19 protein-coding genes and 4 tRNA genes are annotated in these 26773 nt (G+C 26.9%); 8 read left to right on the plus strand and 15 right to left on the minus strand.

The window, feature by feature from the left end; genetic code table 11:
• Together RJT62_RS00175 and thiH are read left to right on the plus strand one after the other, a co-directional pair.
• Complete coding sequence (locus tag RJT62_RS00175; RefSeq protein ID WP_343153726.1) at positions 1-774, plus strand: thiazole synthase; 774 nt, start codon at positions 1-3, stop codon at positions 772-774.
• Positions 775-777: 3 nt separating this feature from the next.
• Positions 778-1923 (plus strand): 2-iminoacetate synthase ThiH, encoded by a 1146-nt coding sequence (gene thiH / locus RJT62_RS00180; protein WP_343153727.1) that lies wholly within the window; start codon positions 778-780, stop codon positions 1921-1923.
• 80 nt (positions 1924-2003) lie between these two features.
• Here thiH and rpoC read toward each other — a convergent pair whose 3' ends face one another.
• From rpoC to RJT62_RS00240, 12 genes are all read right to left on the minus strand, one after another.
• The gene (rpoC, locus tag RJT62_RS00185; RefSeq protein ID WP_343153729.1) at positions 2004-6227 is read right to left on the minus strand and encodes a DNA-directed RNA polymerase subunit beta'; all 4224 of its coding nucleotides are present in this window, start codon (positions 6225-6227) and stop codon (positions 2004-2006) included.
• Between the two features lie 52 nt (positions 6228-6279).
• Positions 6280-10305 carry a DNA-directed RNA polymerase subunit beta gene (gene rpoB, locus RJT62_RS00190; protein WP_343153731.1) on the minus strand — a complete coding sequence of 1342 codons (4026 nt, stop codon included), beginning with the start codon at positions 10303-10305 and terminating at the stop codon, positions 6280-6282.
• Between the two features lie 219 nt (positions 10306-10524).
• Positions 10525-10893 (minus strand): 50S ribosomal protein L7/L12, encoded by a 369-nt coding sequence (gene rplL / locus RJT62_RS00195; RefSeq protein WP_343153732.1) that lies wholly within the window; start codon positions 10891-10893, stop codon positions 10525-10527.
• An 87-nt stretch (positions 10894-10980) separates the two neighbouring features.
• A complete protein-coding gene (gene rplJ / locus RJT62_RS00200) occupies positions 10981-11466 on the minus strand; it encodes a 50S ribosomal protein L10 (RefSeq protein WP_343153734.1) in 486 nt (161 codons plus the stop codon).
• A gap of 252 nt (positions 11467-11718) precedes the next feature.
• The gene (rplA, locus tag RJT62_RS00205) at positions 11719-12420 is read right to left on the minus strand and encodes a 50S ribosomal protein L1 (RefSeq protein WP_343153736.1); all 702 of its coding nucleotides are present in this window, start codon (positions 12418-12420) and stop codon (positions 11719-11721) included.
• Between the two features lie 7 nt (positions 12421-12427).
• Positions 12428-12856 (minus strand): 50S ribosomal protein L11, encoded by a 429-nt coding sequence (gene rplK, locus RJT62_RS00210; protein WP_343153738.1) that lies wholly within the window; start codon positions 12854-12856, stop codon positions 12428-12430.
• Positions 12857-12920: 64 nt separating this feature from the next.
• The gene (nusG, locus tag RJT62_RS00215; protein ID WP_343153740.1) at positions 12921-13460 is read right to left on the minus strand and encodes a transcription termination/antitermination protein NusG; all 540 of its coding nucleotides are present in this window, start codon (positions 13458-13460) and stop codon (positions 12921-12923) included.
• A gap of 1 nt (position 13461) precedes the next feature.
• Positions 13462-13845: a preprotein translocase subunit SecE gene (secE, locus tag RJT62_RS00220; protein WP_343153742.1), complete on the minus strand. Its 384-nt coding sequence runs from the start codon at positions 13843-13845 to the stop codon at positions 13462-13464.
• Positions 13846-14110: 265 nt separating this feature from the next.
• Positions 14111-14183, minus strand: a tRNA-Thr gene (locus tag RJT62_RS00225).
• Positions 14184-14195: 12 nt separating this feature from the next.
• Positions 14196-14267, minus strand: a tRNA-Gly gene (locus RJT62_RS00230).
• A gap of 44 nt (positions 14268-14311) precedes the next feature.
• Positions 14312-14393 (minus strand) — tRNA-Tyr (locus RJT62_RS00235).
• Positions 14394-14410: 17 nt separating this feature from the next.
• Positions 14411-14483 (minus strand) — tRNA-Thr (locus RJT62_RS00240).
• A gap of 1302 nt (positions 14484-15785) precedes the next feature.
• On the opposite strand from RJT62_RS00240, the gene metF reads away from it, so the two are divergent.
• The 5 genes from metF to cysE all read left to right on the plus strand — a co-directional run bounded on the left by metF (position 15786) and on the right by cysE (position 21386).
• A complete protein-coding gene (metF, locus tag RJT62_RS00245) occupies positions 15786-16673 on the plus strand; it encodes a methylenetetrahydrofolate reductase (protein ID WP_343153743.1) in 888 nt (295 codons plus the stop codon).
• A gap of 343 nt (positions 16674-17016) precedes the next feature.
• Positions 17017-17799, plus strand: coding sequence for an acetylglutamate kinase (argB, locus tag RJT62_RS00250; RefSeq protein ID WP_343153745.1), 783 nt, complete (start codon positions 17017-17019; stop codon positions 17797-17799).
• Positions 17800-17816: 17 nt separating this feature from the next.
• Positions 17817-19040, plus strand: coding sequence for an argininosuccinate synthase (locus RJT62_RS00255; RefSeq protein WP_343153748.1), 1224 nt, complete (start codon positions 17817-17819; stop codon positions 19038-19040).
• 71 nt (positions 19041-19111) lie between these two features.
• Positions 19112-20488 (plus strand): argininosuccinate lyase, encoded by a 1377-nt coding sequence (gene argH, locus RJT62_RS00260; protein ID WP_343153749.1) that lies wholly within the window; start codon positions 19112-19114, stop codon positions 20486-20488.
• A 166-nt stretch (positions 20489-20654) separates the two neighbouring features.
• Entirely contained in the window at positions 20655-21386 is a 732-nt protein-coding gene (gene cysE, locus RJT62_RS00265; protein ID WP_343153751.1) for a serine O-acetyltransferase, read from the plus strand.
• 150 nt (positions 21387-21536) lie between these two features.
• On the opposite strand, the gene rpoD is transcribed toward cysE, so the two are convergent.
• From rpoD to rpsU, 3 genes are all read right to left on the minus strand, one after another.
• A complete protein-coding gene (rpoD, locus tag RJT62_RS00270; protein ID WP_343153753.1) occupies positions 21537-23360 on the minus strand; it encodes an RNA polymerase sigma factor RpoD in 1824 nt (607 codons plus the stop codon).
• A 224-nt stretch (positions 23361-23584) separates the two neighbouring features.
• Positions 23585-25309, minus strand: a complete 1725-nt coding sequence (gene dnaG / locus RJT62_RS00275; protein WP_343153755.1) for a DNA primase — start codon at positions 25307-25309, stop codon at positions 23585-23587.
• 98 nt (positions 25310-25407) lie between these two features.
• Positions 25408-25623: a 30S ribosomal protein S21 gene (rpsU, locus tag RJT62_RS00280; protein ID WP_343153757.1), complete on the minus strand. Its 216-nt coding sequence runs from the start codon at positions 25621-25623 to the stop codon at positions 25408-25410.
• A gap of 133 nt (positions 25624-25756) precedes the next feature.
• Between rpsU and tsaD the strand changes: the two genes are divergently transcribed.
• On the plus strand, positions 25757-26773 hold the full coding sequence (gene tsaD / locus RJT62_RS00285; protein ID WP_343153759.1) for a tRNA (adenosine(37)-N6)-threonylcarbamoyltransferase complex transferase subunit TsaD: 1017 nt from the start codon (positions 25757-25759) through the stop codon (positions 26771-26773).

Consider the following 26773-nt stretch of genomic DNA (forward strand, 5'->3'; position numbering starts at 1 on the left):
ATGTTTAAATTATCAAATAAAAAGTTCCAATCAAGACTAATTTTAGGTACAGGGAAATTTTCCAGTTCATCTATGATGTTAAAATCAATTGAGAGTTCTAAAACAGAAATGGTAACATTAGCTATAGCTAGAATTGATTTTAATAAAAAACAGGAAAACTTTTTAGATCCTTTAAAAAAATTGAATGTAAAATTTTTACCTAATACTTCTGGAGCAAAAAATGCCGAAGAAGCAGTTTTTGCTGCTTCTTTAGCCAAAGAAGCACTAAATACTAATTGGATTAAATTAGAAATTCATCCTGATACCAATTATTTAATGCCAGATCCAATAGAAACATTAAAAGCAGCTGAAATATTAGTAAAAAAAAAATTTATAGTAATGCCTTACTGCAGTGCTGATTTAGTTTTATGTAAACGATTAGAAGAAGTCGGTTGTGCGGCTGTTATGCCATTTGGGTCTCCAATTGGAAGTAATAAAGGATTAAAAACTATTGAAATGCTGAAAATTATTATTGAACAATCTAACATTCCAGTAATAATTGATGCAGGAATAGGTGCTCCTAGTGATGCAACTAAAGCAATTGAAATTGGAGCAGATGCAGTACTAGTTAACACGGCCATTGCTGTTTCTAATGATCCTATTACTATGGCTAAAGCTTTTTATTTTTCAGTTAAAGCTGGAATATTAGCTAGAAAGGCTAAATTAGCCGAACAAAAAAAATATGCTGAACTAACAAGTCCTCTAACTTCTTTTTTAACGAACAAGAGATTGTAATTTATGAAAAATAATTTTGTTCAAGAATTTGAAAAATATAATTGGGAAAAAATAGTCAATCAAATTCAATCTAAAAAAGATTTAGATATTAAAGAAGCATTGTTTTCTTCAAAAGTTAATTCTAACAATTTTATGTCTTTATTATCCCCAACTGCTAATAATTATGTTGAAGAAATTGCTCAAAAAGCAAAAAAAATAACTCGTCAAAGATTTGGAAATACAGTTTCATTGTATATACCTTTATATCTTTCCAATTTATGTTCTAATGTTTGTACTTATTGCGGGTTTTCTGCTAACAACAAAATTAAAAGAAAATTTTTAACTACTAAAGAAATAATAAAAGAATGTAAAACTATCAAAAAATTAGGATTTGAAAAAATATTATTAGTTAGTGGAGAACATGAAAAAAAAGTTGGTATGAATTATTTTCGAAAAAACATACCTTTAATTAGAAATAATTTTAGTACTCTTACAATAGAGTTTCAACCATTATATACAGAAAATTATAAAGAATTAAAAAAAATAGGTGTAGATGGAGTTTTAATATATCAAGAAACATATGATTATAAATCATATTTAAAACATCATCTTAAAGGGAAAAAAAAAGATTTTTTTTTTCGATTAGCTGCTTTAGAAAGAGTAGGAGAATCTAAAATAAGCAATATGGGATTAGGAGTTTTATTAGGCTTGTCAGAAAATTGGAGAGCGGATTGTTATCTTATGGCTATGCATCTTTTATTCCTTAAAAAAAAATACTGGAGGAGTAATTTTTCTGTTTCATTTCCTAGAATACAGCCTTGTGTAGGAGGAATCAAATCATCTAATTTTATCAATGACCAAGAACTATTTCAACTAATTTGTGCATTTAGATTATTTTTTCCTGATGTAGAATTTTCTCTTTCTACAAGAGAAAGCTCTTTCTTTAGAGATAAACTAATTCCTGTTGCAATAAATTCTATTAGTGCTTATTCTAAAACATATCCTGGTGGATATTCAAAAGAAGAAAATAAAGAAAAAAAAGAAAAAAAATTGAAACAATTTGAAACGAAAGATGTTAGAACTCCAAAAGAAATAGAAAAAACATTAAAAAAATTGGGGCTAAATCCGATCTGGAAAGATTGGGATTCTTATTTAGGAAGAACACTGTGATGTCCAAAACTTTACGTAAAATTTTTTTCAAGAATATCTACTATTCTAGATATTCTTGAATATTTCATAAATTTTTAATGCTAATTTATTCTTGATGCAGAATTCAACAGTTCTGAAAGATTGGCAGAAGCTTCTTCAACACTAATCTTAGATTGATGAGAAGTATCTGTTTTTTCAGTAGATTCTTTTCGATTAGTTCTGTTTTTGTGGTAAGCGTATCCAGTTCCAGCTGGAATTAATCGACCAACTATAACGTTTTCTTTTAAACCTCTTAATTCATCTCGTTTCCCTGCTACTGCTGCTTCAGTTAATACTCTAGTGGTTTCTTGAAAGGAAGCAGCTGAAATAAAGGATTCTGTTGCTAAAGATGCTTTAGTAATCCCTAATAAATCTCTCAAAAAGGTAGCAGGTTCTTTTCCTTTTAAGGTTAATTCGTCATTAATTTTTTTAACTTTAGAGTATTCTACTTGTTCTCCTGTTAAAAAGTTTGAATCTCCGGAATTTAAAATTGTTGCTTTTCTAAGCATTTGACGTATTATAACCTCAATGTGTTTGTCATTTATTTTAACACCCTGAAGACGATAAACATCTTGTACTTCATTGACAATATATCGAGTAACTGATTGTACCCCTCTTAATCTAAGAATATCATGAGGAGATTCGGGCCCATCCGATATAACGTCTCCTTTTTCTACTTTTTCTCCTTCAAAGACGTTTAGCTGTCTCCATTTAGGAATCATTTCTTCATATAAATTTTCATCGTTCATAGGGTTAATTATTAATCTTCTTTTTCCCTTTGTCTCTTTTCCAAAAGAAACTAATCCACTAATTTCTGCTAGAATAGCTAATTCTTTTGGTTTTCTGGCTTCAAAAAGATCAGCAACTCTAGGAAGTCCTCCAGTAATATCTTTTGTTCCGCCTGACTCTTGAGGAATTCTTGCTAATGTATCTCCGGAACTAATTTTTGCTAAATTCTCGAGTTGGATTATAGCTTTTCCAGGTAAAAAATATTGTGCTGGAACATCTGTTCCTGGAATTAGAATATCATTTCCATTTAAGTCAATGATTTTTAAAGAAGGTCTTAAATCTTTTCCTAAGGCAATTCTTTCAGATATGTCTAATACAACTATAGAAGAAAGACCAGTTAGTTCATCAGTTTGTCTGATAATACTTTGACCTTCTATCATGTCAACAAATTGAACAAATCCCTGAACCTCACTTATTACCGGAATTGTATGGGGATCCCATATAGCAACAGTTTCTCCTCCTTTTACCTTTTTTTCATTTCCTTTAGTAAGAATAGTTCCATAAGGAACTTTATAACTTTCTTTAGTTCGACCATAAGAATCGATCATATTTAGTTCAACATTTCTTGATAAAATAACAATTTGTCCTTTAGAATTTATAATAGATTTTGCATTATTTAGTCGAATAGTTCCTTTATTTTTTACTTGAATACTAGATTCAGCGGCAACTCTGGAAGCAGCTCCTCCGATATGAAAAGTTCTCATGGTTAGTTGAGTACCCGGTTCTCCTATAGATTGAGCTGCAATTACTCCTATAGCTTCTCCTTTGTTTACTAAATTTCCTCTAGCAAGATCTCTACCGTAACAATATGCACATACTCCAAAACTAGTGTTACAGTTAACAACCGATCTAACTTTAACATTATCTATAGAATTTTGCTCTAAAACATTACACCATTTTTCATTTAATAAAGTGTTTCTAGAAATTAAAATACTAGCTGTATTAGGTTTTAAAACATTTTCTGCTGTCACTCTACCTAAAACTCTTTCTCTTAAAGGTTCTTTTACGTCTCCACCTTCTATAACAGGAGTCATAATTATTCCTTCATTGGTATTGCAATCATTCTCTGTAACTACTAAATCTTGAGCAACGTCTACTAAACGACGAGTTAAATATCCAGAATTTGCTGTTTTTAAAGCAGTATCTGCTAGTCCTTTTCTTGCACCATGCGTTGAAATAAAATATTGTAATACATTTAATCCTTCTCGAAAATTAGCAGTTATCGGAGTTTCAATTATAGATCCGTCTGGTTTTGCCATTAAACCTCTCATTCCTGCTAATTGTCTAATTTGTGCTGGTGATCCTCTTGCTCCTGAATCTGCCATCATAAATATGCTATTAAAAGATTTTTGAATCTTTTTTTCTCCTTTTTTATTCCATACGAATTCAGCAGATAAATTTTTCATCATTGCTTTTGAAACCCGTTCATTAGCAATAGCCCATATGTCAATAACTTTGTTATATCTTTCTCCTGCTGTTACTAATCCAGATTGAAATTGTTCTTGAATTTCTACAACTTCTGTTTCTGCTGCTGTAATAATTTCTGTTTTTTCTTTAGGTATAACCATATCGTCAATTCCGACTGATACACCAGATCTAGCGGCGTAGGAAAATCCTGTATACATAATTTGATCAGCAAAATTAACAGTATCTTTTATACCTAAAATTCGATAGCATGTATTTAACATTTCAGAAACACTTTTTTTTCCTAATGTTTTGTTCACTATATCAAAAGAAAGTCCTTTAGGAACTATCATCCATAAAATAGATCTTCCAATGGTTGTATTTACGATCTTTTTGCTTTTAATAAATTCATTATCTTTAATTTTTTTATATTCTGAAATTCTTATTTTTATCGAAGAATGTAAATCAACTAGTCCTAAATGATAAATTCTTTCTGCTTCTTTAGGATTACTTAATAACATACCCTCTCCTTTTCCGTTAACAGTTTTTCTTGTCATATAGTACAGTCCTAAAACTACATCTTGAGAAGGAACTATAATAGGGTCTCCATTAGCGGGGGAAAGAATATTATTAGTAGACATCATTAATGCTTTTGCTTCTAGTTGTGCTTCCAAAGTTAAAGGAACATGCACAGCCATTTGATCTCCGTCAAAGTCTGCATTATAAGCAGCACAAACTAAGGGATGTAGTTGAATTGCTTTTCCTTCAATTAACATAGGTTCAAATGCTTGAATACCTAATCTATGTAAGGTAGGGGCTCGATTTAGTAAAACAGGATGTTCTTTAATGACTTCATCTAAAATGTCCCAAACGACAGATTCTTCTCGTTCAACCATTTTTTTTGCTGATTTTATCGTAGTAGCTAATCCTCTAACTTCTAATTTTCCATAAATAAATGGTTTAAATAATTCTAATGCCATTTTTTTAGGTAAACCACATTGATGCAAATGAAGGTATGGACCAACAGTAATTACAGATCTTCCAGAATAATCTACTCTTTTCCCTAATAAATTTTGTCTGAATCTACCTTGTTTTCCTTTAATCATATCAGCTAATGATTTGAGAGGTCTTTTATTTGAACCAGTTATAGCTCTACCTCTTCTTCCATTATCTAATAAAGCATCAACAGCTTCCTGCAGCATTCTTTTTTCATTTCTTACTATAATGTCTGGAGCAGATAATTCTAATAGTCTTTTTAATCGATTATTCCTATTAATAACTCGACGATATAAATCATTTAAATCAGAAGTAGCGAATCTTCCTCCATCTAAAGGAACTAATGGGCGAAGGTCAGGAGGTAATACAGGAAGAACTGTTAGAATCATCCATTCTGGTTTATTATTAGATTGTATAAAAGATTCTATCAACTTAATTCTTTTTGTGATTTTTTTTCTTTTTGTTTCAGAATTTGTTTCTTTTAACTCTTTTCTTAAATTTTTACATTCTTCTTTTAAATTCATATTAATTAAAAGTTGTTGTATAGCTTCTGCACCCATTTTTGCATTAAATTCATCTCCAAATTCTTCTAAAGAATCCAAATACTGATCTTCTGTTAAAATTTGTTTTTTTTCAAGAGACGTCATTCCTCCATTAATTACTACATAAGACTCGAAATATAAAACTCTTTCTATATCTCTTAAAGGCATATCCAATAGAAGACCTATTCTAGAAGGAAGTGATTTCAAAAACCAAATGTGAGCGGTTGGAGACGATAATTCGATATGTCCCATTCTATCTCTACGAACTTTGCTTTGAGTAACCTCTACACCACATTTTTCACAGATAACTCCTCTATGTTTTAATCGTTTATATTTTCCACATAAACATTCATAATCTTTAACAGGACCAAAAATTCTAGCACAAAATAATCCATCTCTTTCTGGCTTAAAGGTTCGATAATTTATCGTTTCGGGTTTTTTAACTTCTCCGAAAGACCAAGAACGAATCATATCAGGTGCTGCTAAAGCAATTTTTATTGCATTAAATTCTTCTGTTTTAGTTTGTGATTTTAAAAATTTTAATAAATCTTTCACGGATTGATTCCCGTTGAGGTAAAGAGTTGCAATGTTAGTAACTAATATTTTTTTATTTTTCTTCTAATTCTATATTAATTGCTAATGATCTTATCTCTTTTAATAATACATTAAAAGATTCCGGCATCCCAGGTTCCATTTGATGATTGCCATCAACAATATTTTTGTACATTTTAGTTCTTCCATTTACATCATCTGATTTTACAGTTAACATTTCTTGAAGAGTATAAGAAGCACCATAAGCTTCTAATGCCCACACTTCCATTTCTCCAAAACGTTGTCCTCCAAATTGCGCTTTTCCTCCTAAGGGTTGTTGAGTTATCAAACTATAAGATCCAGTGGATCGAGCATGCATTTTATCATCAACTAAATGATTTAATTTAAGCATGTACATATAACCAACTGTTACGGGTCTTTCAAATTTTTCTCCAGTTTTTCCATCAAAAAGACTAATTTGTCCGGAGGAAGGTAAATCAGCTAGTGATAATAATGCTTTTATTTCTGTTTCTTTAGCTCCATCAAAAACTGGTGTAGCAATTGGCATTCCTTTTTTTAAATTATTAGCTAGAGTTAATATTTCTTTTTCTGTAAATTTATTAAGGTTTACTTTTTGTCTAACATTATCACCTAAATCAAATACTTTTTGCAGAAAAATTTTTATTTTTTCTACTTTTTTTTTGGTTTTTATCATGTGATTGATTTTATCTCCTATTCCTTTAGCTGCCATTCCTAAATGAGTTTCTAATATTTGTCCAATATTCATTCTAGATGGTACCCCTAAAGGATTTAAAACAATATCCACTGGAATTCCATTTTTATCGTAAGGCATATCTTCAATGGGATTAATTTTAGAAATTACTCCTTTATTTCCGTGTCTTCCAGCCATTTTATCCCCAGGTTGTATTTGTCGTTTAACGGCTAGATATACTTTTACTATTTTTAAAATTCCAGGAGCTAAATCATCTCCTTGGGTAATTTTTTTTCTTTTTTCTTCCATTTTTTTATCAAATTTTATTTTTAGTTCGTAATATTGATTTGATAAATTTTCAAATTGTTTCTTTTTTTCTTTTATTGAAACATTTAAGAGTTCTTCGTAAGATAGTGTAAAAATTTTTTCTTTTTTGAATCCAACTGATAATAGCAAATTTTTTATTCGGCTAAATAATCCGAATTCAAAAATTTTAAACTCTTCGGTTAAATCCTTTTTAACTTTTTCCAAATGCATTTCTTCAATTTCTAATGTTCTTTTATCTTTTTTGATTCCGTCTCTGGTAAAAATTTGAACGTCAATAATTGTTCCTGAAATTCCATTAGGAACTCTTAATGAAGAATCCTTTACATCAGAAGCTTTTTCTCCAAAAATAGCTCGTAACAATTTTTCTTCTGGTGTAAGTTGAGTTTCTCCTTTAGGCGTAACTTTTCCAACTAAAATATCTCCTTCTGCTACTTCAGCTCCGATATATACTATTCCAGATTCATCTAATTTAGATAAAGCAGATTCTCCAACGTTCGGTATATCAGAAGTGATTTCTTCTACACCTAGTTTTGTGTCTCTTGATATACAAGATAACTCTTGGATATGAATGGTAGTAAACCGTTCGTCTTGAACAACTTTTTCTGATATTAAAATAGAATCTTCAAAGTTGTATCCATTCCAAGGCATAAAAGCAACACGCATATTTTGACCTAATGCCAATTCTCCTAAATCCGTTGAAGGTCCATCAGCCAATACGTCTTTTTTTTTCACAATTTCTTTAGGTTGAACACAAGGTAATTGATTAATACAAGTGTTTTGATTTGAACGAGTATATTTAGTTAAGTTATAAATATCTATTCCTGCTTCATCTAAAAGTGTTTCTGAATCATTTACTTTTACTACAATTCTAGATGCATCCACATATTCAACTATTCCTCCTCTTTTAGCAATTACCGTTACACCAGAGTCTACAGCAACAGCTCTTTCCATACCAGTTCCTACTAAAGGTTTATCTGATTTTAATGTTGGAATAGCTTGTCGTTGCATGTTAGCTCCCATTAAAGCTCTATTAGCATCATCATGTTCTAGAAAAGGAATTAAAGATGCACCAACTGAAACAATTTGTTGAGTAGAAACATCCATATAGTTAACTTTGCTTTTATGAAATAAACCAGATTCTCCTTTATTTCTACAAGTAACTAATTCTTCCAAAAAATTTCCATTTTTGTCTAAATTAGTATTTGCTTGTGCAATGATAAAATTTCCTTCTTCAATAGCTGATAAATATTGAATTTCGTTGGTTACGATAGAATCTTGAACTTTTCGATAAGGTGTTTCTAAAAACCCGTATTCATTAGCACTAGCATATACAGATAATGAATTAATTAAGCCTATATTAGGCCCTTCAGGAGTTTCTATAGGACAAACTCTCCCATAATGAGTAGGATGAACATCTCTGACCTCAAAGCCTGCTCTTTCTCTAGTTAATCCTCCTACTCCTAAAGCTGAAATTCTTCTTTTATGAGTAATTTCTGATAAAGGATTATTTTGATCCATAAATTGAGATAGTTGGCTTGATCCAAAAAATTCTTTTACGGCAGCAGAAATTGGTTTGGCATTGATAATGTCTTGCGGCATTAGTGTTTCTAAATCTCCGAGCGAAAGTCTTTCTTTAACTGCTCTCTCTACTCTAACTAAACCTATTCTAAATTGATTTTCAGCCATTTCTCCTATAGATCGAATTCTTCTGTTACCTAAATGATCTATATCATCTACTTCACCCTTTCCGTTTCGGATATCAATTAGCTTTTTAATAACATCTATAATGTCTAATTTTTCTAAAATATTTTTCCCAGATATTTTTTTTCTTCCTAAAGATCTATTAAATTTCATTCTTCCTACAGAAGATAGATCATATCTGTCTTCTGAAAAAAATAAATTTAGAAATAAATTTTCTGAAGCTTCTTTGGTAGGAGGTTCTCCTGGACGCATCATTCTATAAATTTCTATTAAAGCATTATTTTTATCTATCGTAGAATCGATTTTTAAAGTTTCGGATATGTATGGTCCGTGATCTAAATCATTGGTAAATAGTGTTTTAATTTTAGAAAATCCTGCATTTTTAATTTTTTCAAATAGTTCAAAGGTTATTTCTGTATTAGCTAAAGCAATGATTTCTCCGCTTATAGTATCAAAATAATCTTTTGATAAAATTTTTCCGATAATATATTCAATAGGAACTACTAAATTTTTAACTTTATTATTTATTAATTTTTTTATATGTCTAGCGTTGATTCTTCTTCCTTTTTCGACGTATAAAATATTTTTTTTACATTTTAAGTTGAATGAAGCCGTTTCTCCTCTCAGTCTTTCTGCAATTAATTGCATTTCAATTTTTTTGTTTTTAATTAAAAATGTATTAGTTTTAAAAAATGTATTTAAGATGTCTTTAGAAGAATAATTTAATGCTTTTAGTAAAATAGTTACAGGTAACTTTCTTCTTCTGTCAATTCGAAAAAATAAATGATCTTTAGGATCAAATTCGAAATCTAACCAGGATCCTCTATAGGGAATTATTCTTGCATTGTATAAAACTTTTCCAGAAGAATGAGTTTTTCCTTTATCACTGTCAAAAAAAACTCCAGGACTTCTATGTAATTGAGAAACAATAACTCTTTCAGTTCCATTTATAATAAAAGTTCCATTTTCTGTCATTAATGGAATTTCTCCCATATAGACTTCTTGTTCTTTTATATCTTTAACAATCGATTTGAAAGCATCTTTTTCATAGATTATTAATCGTAATTTTACTCGTAGAGGTGCTGAATATGTCGTTCCACGAATATGACATTCTTTAACATCAAAAATAATTTTTCCTAGTCGATATCCAACATATTGAAGTTCAGCATTTCCATTGTAACCTTTAATTGGAAAAATTGATCGAAATGCTGCTTCTAGTCCATAAATTCCTTTTTTGTCCTTTTTAATAAATTTTTTAAAAGAGTTTATTTGTATAGAAAGAAGATAAGGTATATCTAATACTTTCGGACGTTTCCCAAAATCTTTTCGAATTCTTTTTTTTTCGGTATAAGAGTAAACCATGGAATTCCTCAACTAACCAATGATCAAGTTTTTTCTCATTAATAAAAATTATTATTTTTTATACTTTTGTATTTATAAAAATATGTCATCATAAGAAAAAATTTTTTGTAAAAAACGTTAGTTTAACTCAAAAAGCTGGTGATTAGTAAATCACCAGCTTAAACATTAATTTAATTATCATTAAAAACATTTGTTGATATTTTATAATAAAATTTATATTTATTTAATTTCAACTTCAGCACCAGCATCTTCCAAAGCTTTTTTAAGAGATGAGGAATCGTTCTTATTGAGATTTTCTTTAATTATGACAGGCGCAGATTCTACTAAATCTTTTGCTTCTTTTAGGCCTAATCCAGTAGCACTTCTAGCAGCCTTAATAACAGCAATTTTATTTTTTCCTATAGATTTTAGAAAGACAGTAAATTCTGTTTTTTCTTCTATATTAGGTGAATTTTGATTGTTTCCAGAGTTACTTTGAACTGCAGCGGAAACATTAAATTTTTTTTCCATATCAGAAATGAGATCAATTACATTTGTAACTGTCATGTTAGAAATTGCTTCTATAATTTGTTCTTTTGTAATAGGCATGAAAATTTTTCCTGAAATAAATTTAGAAACTGTTCATAGAATATTCAACATTAGCTGAATTTATTTGTAAAAATATTTTTTTAGAAATTATTTATTTTTTATAGCTATTAAAATTCGAAGAAGTTTACCTAAAGTTATTTCCTTCATAATTGTAATTATTTGAATTATACTTTCTTTATAAGTTGGCATAGCTGCAAGTAGATCAATTTTAGAAGAAGATAAAGATTGAGAATTTAACGCGGCTCCAATTATTTTAAATTTTTTATTTTTTAGAGAAAAGTTTTTAAAAATTCTAGCAGCACTTCCTGGATGTTCCATGGAATAAGCAATTATTATAGGTCCTGATAATTTTTTTTTTAAACATTCAAATTGAGTATTTTTAAAAGCTAATTTAAGTAAATTATTTCGAACTACATTAATAATAACTCCATTCTTTCTTGATTTTTTTCTAAGATAATTAATTTTATTAGCAATTATTCCCCTAGAATCTGCAATTATTGCTGATAATGCTAAATTAGCCATTTTATGCATGTTAGTAACAATTGTTTTTTTTTGTTGAAGGTTTAATCCCATTTGTTTTATACTCCTATATTTTTAATATTAAAATAATTTAATTTAGAGTTTTTTAAACTAAAAGGATGATAAATATATTTTTTTGATTCTTATTTTTTTATAGAAACAAACGAATAAAAAATGCTTTATTTTTAAAAAAATATTTAATGTAAGTATTAGCATTATTATTTATTAAAGTTTAGTTAATAAAATTAATTCACTTAAAAGTATAAAGATAAAAAGTATTTAGGATTAACATTATAGAATTATTTATTAATCGATAATTTCTTTTAAACTAGATAGATCTATTGTTAATCCTCCTCCCATGGTACTTGACAAAGTAATTTTTTTAAAAAATGTTCCTTTAGATTGTCTTGGTTTCAATTTTTTTACTGCCTCTAAAAGTTTAAATAAATTTTCTTTTAAATTAATAATAGAAAAATTAATTTTTCCGATTGAGGCATGTAAAATTCCATTTTTATCATTTCTAAAACGAACTTGACCTTTTTTTGCATTTTTTACCGCATTAAATATATCATCTGTAATAGTACCTAATTTAGGATTAGGCATTAATCCTTTAGGTCCTAAGATCGATCCAATTGAAGTTAATTTCCCCATACTTTCAGGAGTAGCAATAGAGACATCAAAATTTGGTCCTTCTTTTTTTATTTTTTGAATTAAGCTATTTAAACCAATAAAATCTGCTCCTGCTAATTTTGCTTGTTCAACATGAGAACCTTGAGCGAATACTGCTACTTTAATTAATTTTCCAATTCCATGAGGTAGAATTACGGAACCCCGTATGTTTTGATCAGTTTTTTTTGGATTTATATTTAAGTTGATAGCGATTTCTACAGTTTCTAAAAATTTAACTGTTGACAGTTCTTTCAACTGTTGAATAGCAAAATCTATTTTAAAAGTATTTTTTTTATTAATTTTATCCTTGATTTTTTTAATTCTTTTACTAATAAACATTTGTTCCTTACTCCGTAATTACTAAACCCATTGATTTTGCTGTTCCTTCAATTGACCTACTAAGTTTTTCGATGTTAGAACCAGTCATGTCAACTTTTTTAATTTTTGCAATTTCTTTAATTTGTATTTTACTAATATTTCCTACCATTTCAGTTTTCGTTTTTCCTGATCCAGATTTAATGCCAGAAAATTTTTTTAATAATATAGAAGCAGGCGGAGTTTTAGTAATAAAAGTAAAAGATCGATCTGAATACACTGAAACAATAACAGGTATAGGAATTCCTTTTTCCATATTTTTTGTTTTTTCATTAAATAATTTACAAAATTCCATAATGTTAACTCCTTTTTGTCCTAAAGCAGGACCTATAGGAGGACTAGGTGTAGCAGATCCAGCAGATACTTGAAGTTTTATATAAGATTGTATTTTTTTTGTCATTGTTTTTCTCACGGTAGTTATATAAATATACTTTATTAAGTAAAACTGCAATTTTGGATAAAAATTAATTTTTTTCAACTTGTGAAAAGTCTAATTCTACTGGGGTAGCTCTTCCAAAAATTGATACTGAAACTTTTAATCTATTTTTATCATAATCCACAGTTTCTACTACTCCATTAAAATCTGAAAATGGTCCGTTTTTTACTCTTACTGTTTCCCCTGGATCAAAAATTATTTTAGGTCTAGGTTTATTTTCAACTTTTTTTACTCTTTCGATTATAATTTGAACTTCTTTATCGCTAATAGGGGAAGGTTTTTCAGAAGTTCCTCCTACAAAACCCATAACTCGAGGAACATTTTTTATCAAATGCCAACTCAAGCTAGTCATTTTCATATGTATAAGTATATATCCTGGAAAAAATTTATGTTCACTTTTTTTTCTTTTTCCTTTTTTTATTTCTACTACTTCTTCTGAAGGAACCATGATTTTATCAAATAAATTTTCCATTTTCTTTAATTCAATATGTTCTTTAATAGAGTTTACGACTTTAGATTCAAAACCTGAAAATGTTTGTAGTACGTACCACTTTTTGTTTTTATCCATTTCATATTCTTAGTTTAGTAATCGTTGAAATTATATAAAATAAGATATTATCTAATCCCCACACTAAAATGGAAGTTAAGAAAGTAACTAGAACTATAACGAGAGTCATGTAAAAAGTTTCTTTTTTTTTTGGAAAGATAATTTTATTAAATTCTGTTTTAGCTTCTTTTATTAAAAGAAATATTTTTTTTCCTTTTTTTGTAGATTGAATAAGTAAAAATATTATTGTTATTGAGGTAATAAAATTTATAAAGTAGTTAAATATCGATGTCTTTTTAAAAATAAAATTATTTAAAACAAATGAAAATAATACAAATAACATTACGATCCATTTTATATATTTTATAATAAAAAAACATTTTTTAAATCGATTTACTTTTTTCATAAAGCATCTCAGAAAAAGTTTATTAAAATCTTTTAATTTTAATATAAATTATGAAAATTTGTTTTACTGTATTTTAAGTTCGGTTTCTATTATAAAATTTTAATTTTTGTCAGAAGTATTTTTTGGAAAATAATTTTTTTATAAACAAGATTTTTTTAATTTAAAAGATATGTATCTTAATAATGCTTATATGGGTTGTATCAGAAATGATTATTAAAAATATTTTATTTTAAATTTTTTATGATTTTTACAAAAATACTATATTTGCTGATACCCAGAATTGAACTGGGGACCTCACCCTTACCAAGGGTGCGCTCTACCGACTGAGCCATACCAGCTCTTTTTTTTTGAGCGGACATCGGGAATTGAACCCGAATCTTCAGCTTGGAAGGCTGAGGTAATAACCTTTATACCATGTCCGCTTTTAAAAGTTACAATTTTGTAATATTAAAAATATTTATTCTTTTGGTGGGAGAAGGATTCGAACCTTCGAAGTCAATGACGGCAGATTTACAGTCTGCTCCCTTTAACCACTCGGGAATCCCACCTAGTAATGTATCTATTATGCCGGCTACCGGAATCGAACTGGTGACCTACTGATTACAAGTCAGTCGCTCTACCTACTGAGCTAAGCCGGCCAATACATAGTATATAATACGGATAGAATTGTTCTTATGCAATAAAAAATTTTAAATTTGTTGACAAATTTTTAATTTTTAAAATATATAAAAATGTTTTCGATAATTTTAATCTAGGCAAATATAAAAAATTTTTTCTTTAACATTAATTAATTAATTTAAAATTTTTTTTAAATTAATAAATTTTACTTCTGTTTTTGAATCAATATCAATTTTGATTGAACAGAAAAATATATTTTTTTTACTAATTTGAGTATATCATTTTAAATTAGTTTTATTTTTATTTATTAAAATAAGTAAATTTTTTTATATAAAGCAGTGTCGTTAGAGCTTTAATGTTGTAATTTACATTTTTTAATTAGTTATCAAGTTAAAATTTCTATATTTCTATTTTTTTTAATTGTAATAAAAAGCATTATTATTTTTTAATAAAGATTTTTTTGAATTTTAGATATTAAGCATGGAATTTTTAAAAAAAATATCTGTATTCGTTATTTTTTAAGATTTGGTATTTTATTTTTTCCAATGTTATGTATTAGAAAAAACGTTTTTTACTGTAACACTTTTAGGATTGATATGATTCAAACATCCATAGGATAATTTTGGTTTTCATATTTTTGATATTATCATTGTAATAGAAAGAATAAAACATTCATGTTGATGTTTCTTTTTTTGAAAAATATTGATTTTATAGTCGAATTGATAATTTGTTTTATTTAATCTAATTTTTTTATTTCTTGTTGAGGTTTTGTTAGAGTATGAATAGAAATTTTTGTTTCTATATCATATATTCTAATATTTTAGATAGGAGTAATACCTACTAATCCAGCAATAAAGGTTAGATTGTCAAGTCTCAATAATCTATTTTTTACAGAACATTTTACTAATTTATGTTATTTTTTACTTTATTTTATATGTAAAATCCATTTTTTAAAGTTTTTTTTAATTTTTATTTCTTATCTGATTAAAAATGATTATTTTCCTATAATTATTTAAAAAAAAATATCATTAGCTTTTCTTAAAATCATTGTATTAAAAGATGAATTTTTGTAATTTTTCAAGTTTTAATTATATTTTTTAAAGTATAAGTAAAGTTTTTTTAGTTTAAACATTTAGTTTCTAACTATATGAGTTTTTTAAGGAAGCAGTATTATTTTTTGTTTGGTTTTTTTAATTTTTATCATTTAAGATTTTAAGTATGTAAAAAAATAAAAATAATATTTAATTTTATTAAAATGTAAATATTCAGTGTACAATATTTTTTGTATTTTAGAAAATTCAAACTTTTTCCGGATAAAATCTATGAATAATTTAATGCTATATAAAAAAAATATTTTTCTTGAGAAATTTTCAAAGATAGCGAAAGATATTCAAATTTCGTTTGAATTATTTCCACCTAAAAAAAGTTTTTTAGAAGAAAAATTATTGAATGTTGTTAAAAATTTCAAGTTATTTAAACCAAAATTTTTTTCAGTTACGCATGGAGCAAATAGCGGTAAGGAAAATTTAACTTATAGTTTAGTTAAAAAAATAAAGAAAAAAACTGGTATTAATACAGCTCCTCATCTGACATGTTCAGATTTTACTAAATTTGAATTGAAAAATATTGCTAAAAAGTATTGGAATAATAAAATTTATCATATTGTTGCATTGAGAGGAGATGAATTTAATAATAGCAGTCGATCAAAAATGGGTGCTATTGATTTAGTATATTTGTTAAAAAAAATTGCTAACTTTGATATTTCAGTAGCTGCTTATCCAGAAGTTCATCCTAAAGCTGAAAGTGCTTACAAAGACTTAATGAATTTAAAGAACAAAATGGATGCAGGTGCTAATCGTGCTATCACTCAATTTTTTTTTAAAATAGAACATTATTTACGCTTTCGAGATAAGTGTTTTTCAATAGGAATTAAGAAAGATATAGTACCAGGAATACTACCTATATACAGTTATGATCAACTAATTCGATTTTCTAAATTAGGTAAGGTAGCTATTCCTAAATGGATAAAAAATACTTTTAAAAATTTTAAAAATGATGTAGACATTTGTAAAATTATAGGTTCAAATATAATGCTAGAAATGGTTTATGGATTATATCGAGAAGGAGTTAGAAATTTTCATTTTTATACTTTGAATCGTCTAGAGATCGTTTATTCTATTTGTTGCATATTAAATCAAACATCATTTTAAATAATTAAAAAAAATATTTTTTTATTAGCAAAGTTAGATTTTTAAGTCTAATTAAATGAATAGTTTAATCTAACCAAAAGTTATTTAAATTTATTAAATTCCTAAAAAATAAATAATATTATTAAACTTTTTGATTTTTCGTTAAAAATATTTTTAAAGAGTTTTGAAGATATTAAATATAAAAAATAATTTTTTAAAATTATTGTTCTTTTTAATAGATAAACTATAAAAAAATTTAAAAGATTATTGATATTTACGTATCAGATTTTTTTTAAAATTTTCAACTTTTATTTTTTTATAGATTTTTTGGAATTTTTTTTGAATAAAATGTTGAGTTATTAAAATGAATAAAAATCCTTTGGTAATAAAATTGGGTGGGTTGTTATTAGATAGTGAAGAAGCAATGAATCGTTTGTTTAAAATTTTTGTTTCGTATCGAAATTTGTGTAATAGAAAAATAATAATTGTACATGGAGGTGGAGGAAGTATAGACAATTTAATGAAACGATTATCTCTTCCTATAAAAAAAAAACAAGGATTAAGAATTACTCCAATTGACCATATTAAAATCATTACCGGAGTACTAAGTGGAACAGTTAATAAAATGTTATTAGCTTGGACCAAAAAGTATAATATAGACGCTGTAGGTTTATGTTTAACAGATGGAAATAGTACATATGTAACTCAACTAAGTTCTTCTCTTGGATATGTAGGTACTGCTAAACCAAGATCTTCTAAATTTTTAAAGCTTATATTATCTCAAAATATGATTCCTATTATTAGTTCAATAGGAATTACCGAAGATGGAATTTTAATGAATGTTAACTCAGATATTGCTGCTACGGCTATATCTTTGGTTTTGGATGCTGACTTAATATTACTTTCTGATATAAGTTCTATTATAGATGGAAAAGGAAAACCAATTACTAAAATTGATTTTAATTTAGCTCATAAATTAATTAATAGAGGAATTATTACCGATGGAATGATTGTTAAAGTTAAAGCTGCTTTGGAAGCTGCTCAAACTTTAAACAAAATTGTTGATATAGCAAGTTGGCAAAATGAAAAAGAATTAAAATTATTATTTAAAGGTAAATCAATAGGAACACAAGTCTTACCTAATTAACATAAAAGGATTGAAGTATGAAAGTAAACGAAGTTAAAACAGTAGTTTTAGCATATTCTGGTGGAGTTGATACTTCTGCTATTATTCCATGGATAATAGAAAAATATGGGTATAAAGTAATAGCCTTTGTAGCAGATGTAGGACAATCTCGTGAAGACTTAAAAGGTATCGAAAAAAAGGCAATGCAGTCAGGAGCTAAAAAATGTTATGTTTTTGATTTAAGAAAAAAATTTGTAGAAAATTATGTTTATCCCATGGTCAGGATGGGAGCGATGTATGAATGGAATTATTTGTTAGGTACAGCAATAGCTAGACCTATTATAGCAAAAGCTCAAGTTGATTTAGCTACTGATTTAAAAGCCTATGCTCTTTGTCACGGAGCAACAGGAAAAGGAAATGATCAAGTAAGATTTGAGATGGCATATGCTGCTTTAGCTCCTAATTTGAAGGTGATTTCTCCTTGGAGAGAGTGGAAATTTAGATCAAGAGAAGAATTAATTACATATTTAAATAAAAAAAATATTCCTGTTACTGCGACAAAGAAAAAAATTTATAGTCGAGACGAAAATTTATGGCATCTTTCAACAGAAGGAGGAGATTTAGAATGTCCATGGAATAAAGCAAAAGAAGATTGCTGGATTTGGACTATAGATCCAAAATTAGCTCCTGAAATTCCCGAAAAGCTTTCTGTTTTAGTTAAAGAAGGAAATGTAGTTCAAGTTAATGGAAAGAATTTAACTCCCGTAGAATGTTTAAACTTGTTAAATAAAATAGCTTCCCGTCATGGAATTGGTCGAGTAGATATGGTTGAAAATCGATTAGTAGGGATTAAGTCAAGAGGATGTTATGAAACTCCTGGTGGAACATTAATGATGCATTCTATAAGAGCAGTAGAGGAACTAGTATTAGATAATGATTGCTTTAAATGGAAACAAAAATTATCTTTAAAAATGGCGTCTATAATATATGAAGGAAAATGGTTTACGCCTCTTAGAAAATCTTTGCAAGAAGCTAATAATGTTTTATCAAAGGATGTAACAGGAGAAGTAGTATTAGAATTATATAAAGGAACTGTTAGAGTACTACAAAAAAAATCAATTAATTCCTTATATTCTATAGAATATGCGACTTTTGGGAAAGATCAAGTTTACGATCAAACAGATGCTAAAGGATTTATAAATTTATATTCTTTATCTTCTAAAATTAGAATGATAAAAAAGTCTTTTAATAAAAAATCTTAAATTAAAGCTATTTAAAAAAAAATGAAATATACCTTTAAATTTTAAATTTATTTGTTAAATAAGGTAACATTATGTCTCTTTGGGGTGGAAGATTTACTCAAAAATCTAATAAGTTTTTTGAAAAATTTAATAAATCAATAAATGTTGATTATAAATTAGTGAAAGAAGATATTTTTTCTTCAATTCAATGGTCTAAAGCTTTAAAAAAAATTGATGTTTTAACGTCAGAAGAACAAAAAAATATTGAAGAGGCATTAAAAAATATATTAAAAGAAGTAGAAACAAATCCTAAGGTAATGTTTTTGAGCAAAGAAGAAGATATTCATAGTTGGATAGAAAAAAAATTAATTATTTCATTGGGTTCATTAGGAAAAAAATTGCATACAGGTAGAAGTAGAAATGACCAGGTAACAACTGATTTAAAATTATGGTGTAAACGAAAAATTAAAAATATTTTGAATAAAATTTATTTTTTTAAAAGACAACTAATAAAAGTTGCTGAAAGAAATCAAAAATCTATCATGCCAGGATATACTCATTTACAACGTGCTCAACCTATAACATTTGCTTATTGGTGTCTTGCTTATTTAGAAATGTTTAAAAGAGACGAATTAAGATTAAAAGATGCTTTATATCGATTAGATCAAAATCCTTTAGGTTCTGGTGCTTTAGCAGGAACGGCTTGGGAGATAAACAGAGAATTTTTGTCTGTTCAATTAGGATTTAGAACTGCTACTAAAAATGCTTTAGATAGTGTTTCTGACAGAGATTATGTTATGGAATTACTCTCTGTTGCTTCAATTAGTATGATTCATTTATCTAGATTTTCTGAAGATTTAATTTTTTTTAATTCAGGAGAAGTTGATTTTATAGAACTATCTGATTCGATCACCTCTGGATCTTCTTTAATGCCTCAAAAAAAAAATCCTGATGCTTTAGAGTTAATTAGAGCTAAATGTGGAAAAGTTTGTGGAAATTTAATTAGTAGCATGATGTTATTAAAAGGGTTACCATTATCGTATAATAAAGACATGCAAGAAGATAAAAAAAGTTTATTTGAAACGATAGAAATTTGGAATGATTGTTTAAAAATGTCTATTTTAGTTTTGAAAAATATTTCTATTAATGTTAAAAATTGTAAAAATTCAGCTCAAAAAGGATATACGAATTCTACCGAAATAGCTGATTATCTGGTTAAAAAAGGAATTCCTTTTAGAGATGCTCATCATATTACAGGAAAGATTATTTTGTATGCCAGTAAATCAAATTTATCTTTAGAACAGATACAATTAAACACTTTTAAAAAATATAGTAATTTTATTGAAAAAGACATATATGAACATATTAGTTTAGAATCTTCGTTAAAAAAAAGAAATTCTTTGGGAGGAGTTTCTTTTTCGAAAGTATCTGAAATGATAAAGTTAGAAAAAAATGTTTTGAATATGTGATATTTTAAAGAATTAATGTTTAATTTCAGGTTTTATAAAAAAATAAAATAAATATTTAAATATTAATTTAAGTATTTATTTTATAAGTTTTTTATGAAGATATATTCTGTATCTATTTTTTTAAAAGTAATAAATTTTGTAAATATTGGAATCAGGAGGAAAAATTTTGTATAGAAAAATAGATAAAGTATGGAAAAAAATAAGATATGAAGCAACTAAGGTAATTAAAAAAGAACCTTTTTTATATAAATATTACTATTTTTATTTATTGAAACATAATTCTTTTCAATCAGCTTTATCAACCATTTTATCTAATAAGATAAAAAGTTCTTTTTTTTCAAGTAAAGAAATTTCGAATGTAATTAACAAAGTTTACGATTCTAATTTTTTTATTGTAAAAGATGCAATTAAAGACATTCAAGCAATATATTCAACTGATCCAGTTGTAGATTTTTTATCTATTCCATTATTATATTTTAAAGGATTCCATGCATTACAGTTATATAGAATTTCTCATTTTTTTTGGAATTCTTCTCAAAAACTATTAGCATTTTTTTTTCAAAATAAAATTTCTACGATTTTTTCAGTAGATATACATCCTGCTGCAAAAATTGGATCTGGAGTTATTTTAGATCATGCTACAGGTATTGTAATTGGCGAAACAGCGATTATTGAGAATAATGTTCAAATTTTGCATTCAGTAACATTAGGTAGCGTAGGTTTAACAAAAGGAGATAGACATCCTAAAATAAAAAGTGGAGCTATGATAGGAGCTGGAGCTAAAATATTAGGAAACATTGAAATAGGAAACAATTCAAAAGTAGGAGCTAATGCAGTAATTTTAAGATCCATACCTTCAAATTCTACAGTTGTAGGTATTCCAGGAAAAGTTGTTTAGTCAGATATTTTATTTAGAAAAATTTATTAGCGTATTTATTAAACTTTATTAGAGTTAAAGTCATCAAAATTGGACTTACAAGTCTAATAAATACACTATATTTTAGATTTTTTTTAAAAAATATTACTGTAAAATCAATAACATAAAAAGTTAATCATCCAAAAAGCTTCGAAGAACTTCCGATCTGCTAGGATGTCTTAATTTTCGCAAAGCCTTGGCTTCTATTTGTCGAATTCTTTCTCTAGTAACATCAAATTGTTTTCCTACTTCTTCTAAAGTATGATCAGTATTCATATCAATACCAAATCGCATTCTTAAAACTTTTGCTTCCCTAGGAGTTAATCCTGATAAAATATCATGGGTTACGGAACGAAGACTTTCAGAAGTAGCTGATTCTAATGGAAGTTCCAGAGTAGTGTCTTCTATAAAGTCTCCTAAATGAGAATCATCATCGTCTCCAATTGGAGTTTCCATTGAAATAGGTTCTTTGGCTATTTTTAAAACTTTTCTAATTTTATCTTCTGGAATGAGCATTTTTTCTGATAATTCTTCTGGTGTAGGTTCTCTTCCCATTTCTTGTAACATATTTCTAGAAATTCTGTTAAGTTTGTTGATAGTTTCAATCATATGAACAGGAATTCTAATAGTTCTCGCTTGATCAGCTATTGATCGAGTAATAGCTTGCCTTATCCACCAAGTTGCATATGTTGAAAATTTATATCCTCTTCGATATTCAAATTTATCGACTGCTTTCATTAATCCTATATTTCCTTCTTGAATTAAATCTAAGAATTGCAATCCTCTATTAGTATATTTTTTAGCAATTGAAATGACTAATCTTAAATTAGCTTCTACCATTTCTTTTTTAGCTCGTTTTGCTTTTGCTTCTCCTATAGACATTCTTCTATTTATATCTTTAACTTGCTTTATAGTTAAACCAGTTTCTTTTTCAATTTTTTGTAGTATTTTTAATATAGATAATATTTTTTCTTTTATTTTACAAAGATTCTTAGACCAAGGTTGGTTCATTTTTTTTGCTTTATGAAACCAATTTAAAGTTGTTTCTTGTCCAACAAATAGATTAACAAATTTTTTTTTAGGCATTTTACATTTTTCAACACATAATTGCATAATGATACGTTCTTGAGTACGTATTTTTTTCATCATATTTCTCATATTATTAACTAAATAATCAAATTGTTTAGGAGCTAATCTAAATTGTTTAAATATTTCAGATAAATTATTTATTTCTGCAATAGTGTCTTTATGGCTTCTTTTTTTTGATTTTATAGTATAATAAGTTATTAAGTATTGATTTTGTAAAGCAAAAAATTTTTCTTTTGCTACTTCTGGATCAATAGAGTTATCTTCTTCGGTTTCGTTTTCTCTATCTATGTTATTTTCTTCATGGTGAAGTTCTTCTTCAGTGTTATTTGGAATAGAAGAAACATAATCTTCTATATTGGGATCAACAAATCCTATAATTAAATCAGATAGTCTCATTTTTTTATTTTTTACATGTTCATATTGTTTTAATAAATAAGTAATTGCTTCTGGGTATTCTGCAACAGAAGATTGAACTTGATTTATTCCCTCCTCTATTCTTTTAGCTATATCTATTTCACCTTCTCTTGTAAGTAATTCAACAGTTCCCATTTCACGCATATACATGCGAACAGGATCAGTCGTACGACCTAATTCTGACTCAACATTAGATAACACTTGTGCTGCAGCTTCTACAGCATCTTCATCTGTATCTGTTTGTGTTTCATTTAACATAAGTTCATCAGCATCTGGGGCTTTTTCCACCACTTGTATTCCCATATCGTTAATCATTTGAATGATATCTTGAATTTGATCTGAATCAACAATATCATTTGGTAAATGATCATGAATTTCAGAATAAGTCAAGTAGCCTTGTTCTTTCCCATATGTAATTAGTAGCTTGAGCTGAAACTGCGGATTTCGCTGCATAATACTGTATCCATACTTCAGTTGATTAAATTTATCGTTTGATATAATTATTATTTACCAATAAATATTTTAAATAGGTCAAAAATTAATTTTGATAATACATTTTTAAATTATAACATTTTAATTACATTGTAAAAATTCTTTATTTTGTTATTTTTTATTTGAAAGTTATATTTCAAAATTTTTATATATTTCTTACATATTACAAAAATAGAATAATCTAGTTAATTAACAAGTTCTTTATTTATTAACCATAATTCTTTTTTTTCGGAAACATTTAAATTTTTAATTCGATCTTTTAGAATTAATAACTCCTGTCTATTTCTTAGAGCAGTATTATATAGATTAATTAAATTATCCAAAAATACATTTTTTATTTCTTTTTTAATAATCATATTATCCCATTGGATTAACTTTAATAAAATATTCTTTTTCTTCGAATTTCTATATAATTCTATTAATTGTCCAGTATTTATATTTTTATTTTTTTTGCAATTATAAAGAATATCCAGAAATAGAGATATTCCAGGTAATTTAATTAACTTTAATTCAGATAAATTAGGAATTATTTGACTTATTGCAGGGTTTTGGATTAATAAAGAAATTAACATTCTCATTGTAGTTTTTTTAATTTTTTTTATTTCTTTTTTTTGTTTTTGAAAGATTGGAACTATTTTTTCTAATTGGTACTCTTCTATAATTCCAATTTTTTCCCCTAACTTTTTTCTTAAATAAATTTTTGTAATTTGACCAGGAATTTTATCAATTAGAACTTTCGATCGAATACAAAATTTTATTTTTTCTTCCATTGAAATAATTTTTTTATTATTAAGTAATTTTTGGAATAAATATTTTGATATGCTTAAAGCATTTTTAATTCTTTTTTTGAATTTTTTTTCTCCTTCTTTTCTAATGATAGAATCAGGATCTTCATTTTCTGGAAGCAAAATAAATTTTACAGTTTTTTCGTCTGTTAAATAAGGTAAAGTTAACATTAGGGCCTTCCATATTGCTTCTTGTCCTGCTTTATCACCATCAAAACAATAAATAATTTTTTTTGTTACTTCAAAAAGATTTGTAATTTGAAAATTAGAAATAGCAGTTCCCAATAAAGAAATTGAATAATTAATATTGAATTGAGATAACATAATTACATCCATATAACCTTCAACAACAAGAACATACTTTGGATTTTTTGTTTTTTTGTATATTTGATATATACCATACAAATTATTTTTTTTATGAAAAACACTTGTTTCAGGAGAATTAATGTATTTGGGAAAATTGTTAAAGATATTTCTTCCTCCAAACCCATTTATTTTTCCTTTTTTATCTTGAATAGGAAATGTAATTCTTCTATAAAATCGGTCATACATTTTTTCTTTAGATTCAATAATCATTCCTGAAGGTGTTAAATATTCTTCATATTGTTTAAAATGTTCTGATAGAAAGCATTTTTTATTACCGGCATAACCAATAGAAAAACGCTTTATCGTTTTTTTACTTAATCCTCGGTTTAAAAGGTAATTATAAATATTTTTAAATTGAGTGAGAAATATATTTTTTTTGTACAAAAAAGAGATTTTTTCTAATACAAAATGTATGTTTTTTTTTAATAAATAGGATTTATCAAAAAAAATTTTTTTTCTTTGAAAGGGTAATTTCAATCCATTTTTTTCAGATAATTCTTTTATACTTTCTATAAAACTTAATTTTTCATAATTCATCAAAAAGTCGATAACGTTTCCATTTTCTTTACATCCAAAACAATAAAAAAATTGTTTTTTAACGTTAACAGAAAAAGAAGGAGTTTTTTCATCATGAAATGGACAGAGAGAATAATAATTCTCTCCTTTTTTTTCTAATTTTATTCGGCTATTAATAAGTTCTACTATATTTGTTCGAATAATTAGTTCTTGGATAAAATCTTGAGGAATTCTAGTATTCATATAGTATTTTTTATTTACGATATAATTTTGACCGAACAGTTATGAACGGTCTTTTTTAAAAAATGTAGATGTTAATTTTTAAGTTATTTGAGATGTAATTAGTATAATCTTATTTTTTTTAAATTTTCTCTAGATAATTTTTTTGAAAGTCGTTTTACAGCAGAAGATTTAGCTCTTTTTCTTTCTGTAGTTGGTTTTTCATAAAATTCTCTTCTTCGAATTTCAGCTAAAATCCCAGCTTTTTCACAAGATCGTTTAAATCTTCTTAAAGCTATATCAAATGGTTCGTTGTCTCTAACTTTTATTATTGGCATAATTTAAACCTCATAATATACTTATCTCTATAATTTAGTTAAAATCGGTAGTTTTGAATTGACGATTTTTAATCGTACCTTAATGAAGGTAAGTTTGTAAAGAATCATTTTTTAAAAATAAAAATAGGAAAATATGAAAATATTAGGAATTGAAACATCATGTGATGAAACTGGAATAGCAATATACGATACAAAATTAGGATTAATTGTAAATAAATTGCATTCTCAAAGCAAGATGCATTCTAAATATGGAGGAGTAGTTCCAGAATTAGCAGCTAGAGAGCATAGTTTAAAAATTATTTCTTTAATTAAAGATGCATTGAAGGAGATAAATGGAAGAAATAGTAATTTTATTGATGCAATAGCATATACAGCAGGACCGGGTTTAGTAGGTTCACTATTAGTTGGAACTAGTGTTGCAACTAGCTTAGCTTATGCTTGGAAAATACCTAGAATATCTATAAATCATATGGAAGGACATCTTTTATCTCCTATGCTAAATAATTGTTTTATAAAATTCCCAGTTTTAGCTTTGTTAGTTTCTGGAGGACATACGCAAATAGTTCAATGTAACGAAATAGGAAAATATACGATTTTAGGAAACTCATTAGATGATGCAGTTGGAGAAGCATTTGATAAAGTTTCTAAATTGTTAGGTTTAGGATATCCGGGTGGGAAAAAAATATCTGATTTAGCTAAAAATGGAAAAATTAGACATTTTTCTTTTCCTAGACCTATGACTAATGTTCCAGGATTGGATTTTAGTTTCTCTGGACTAAAAACTTTTACATCAAATGTTTATTTTCGTTCTTCTAAAGATTATCAAGCTAAAGCAGATGTAGCTAAAGCGTTTGAAGAAGCTGTAATTGATACATTAATTATTAAATGTAAAAGGGCTATAGAGCTTACCGGTATAAGAAAATTAATTATAGCAGGTGGTGTTAGTGCAAATACAAAGTTAAAGCAAGAAGCAAAAAAGATGATAAATTTTTATAAAGGATCTCTATATGTTCCATTAAAAAAATATGCCACTGATAACGCAGCTATGATTGCATACGTTGGTTCATTAAGATATAGAAAGTTTAAAGATTTCTCTTTGGATGTTTCAGTGAATTCTAATTGGTCAATTTCAGAATTAAATAGCATTTAG

This window comes from Buchnera aphidicola (Mindarus keteleerifoliae) (genome assembly GCF_039392895.1).
GTDB classification, from domain to species: domain Bacteria; phylum Pseudomonadota; class Gammaproteobacteria; order Enterobacterales; family Enterobacteriaceae; genus Buchnera_A; species Buchnera_A aphidicola_A.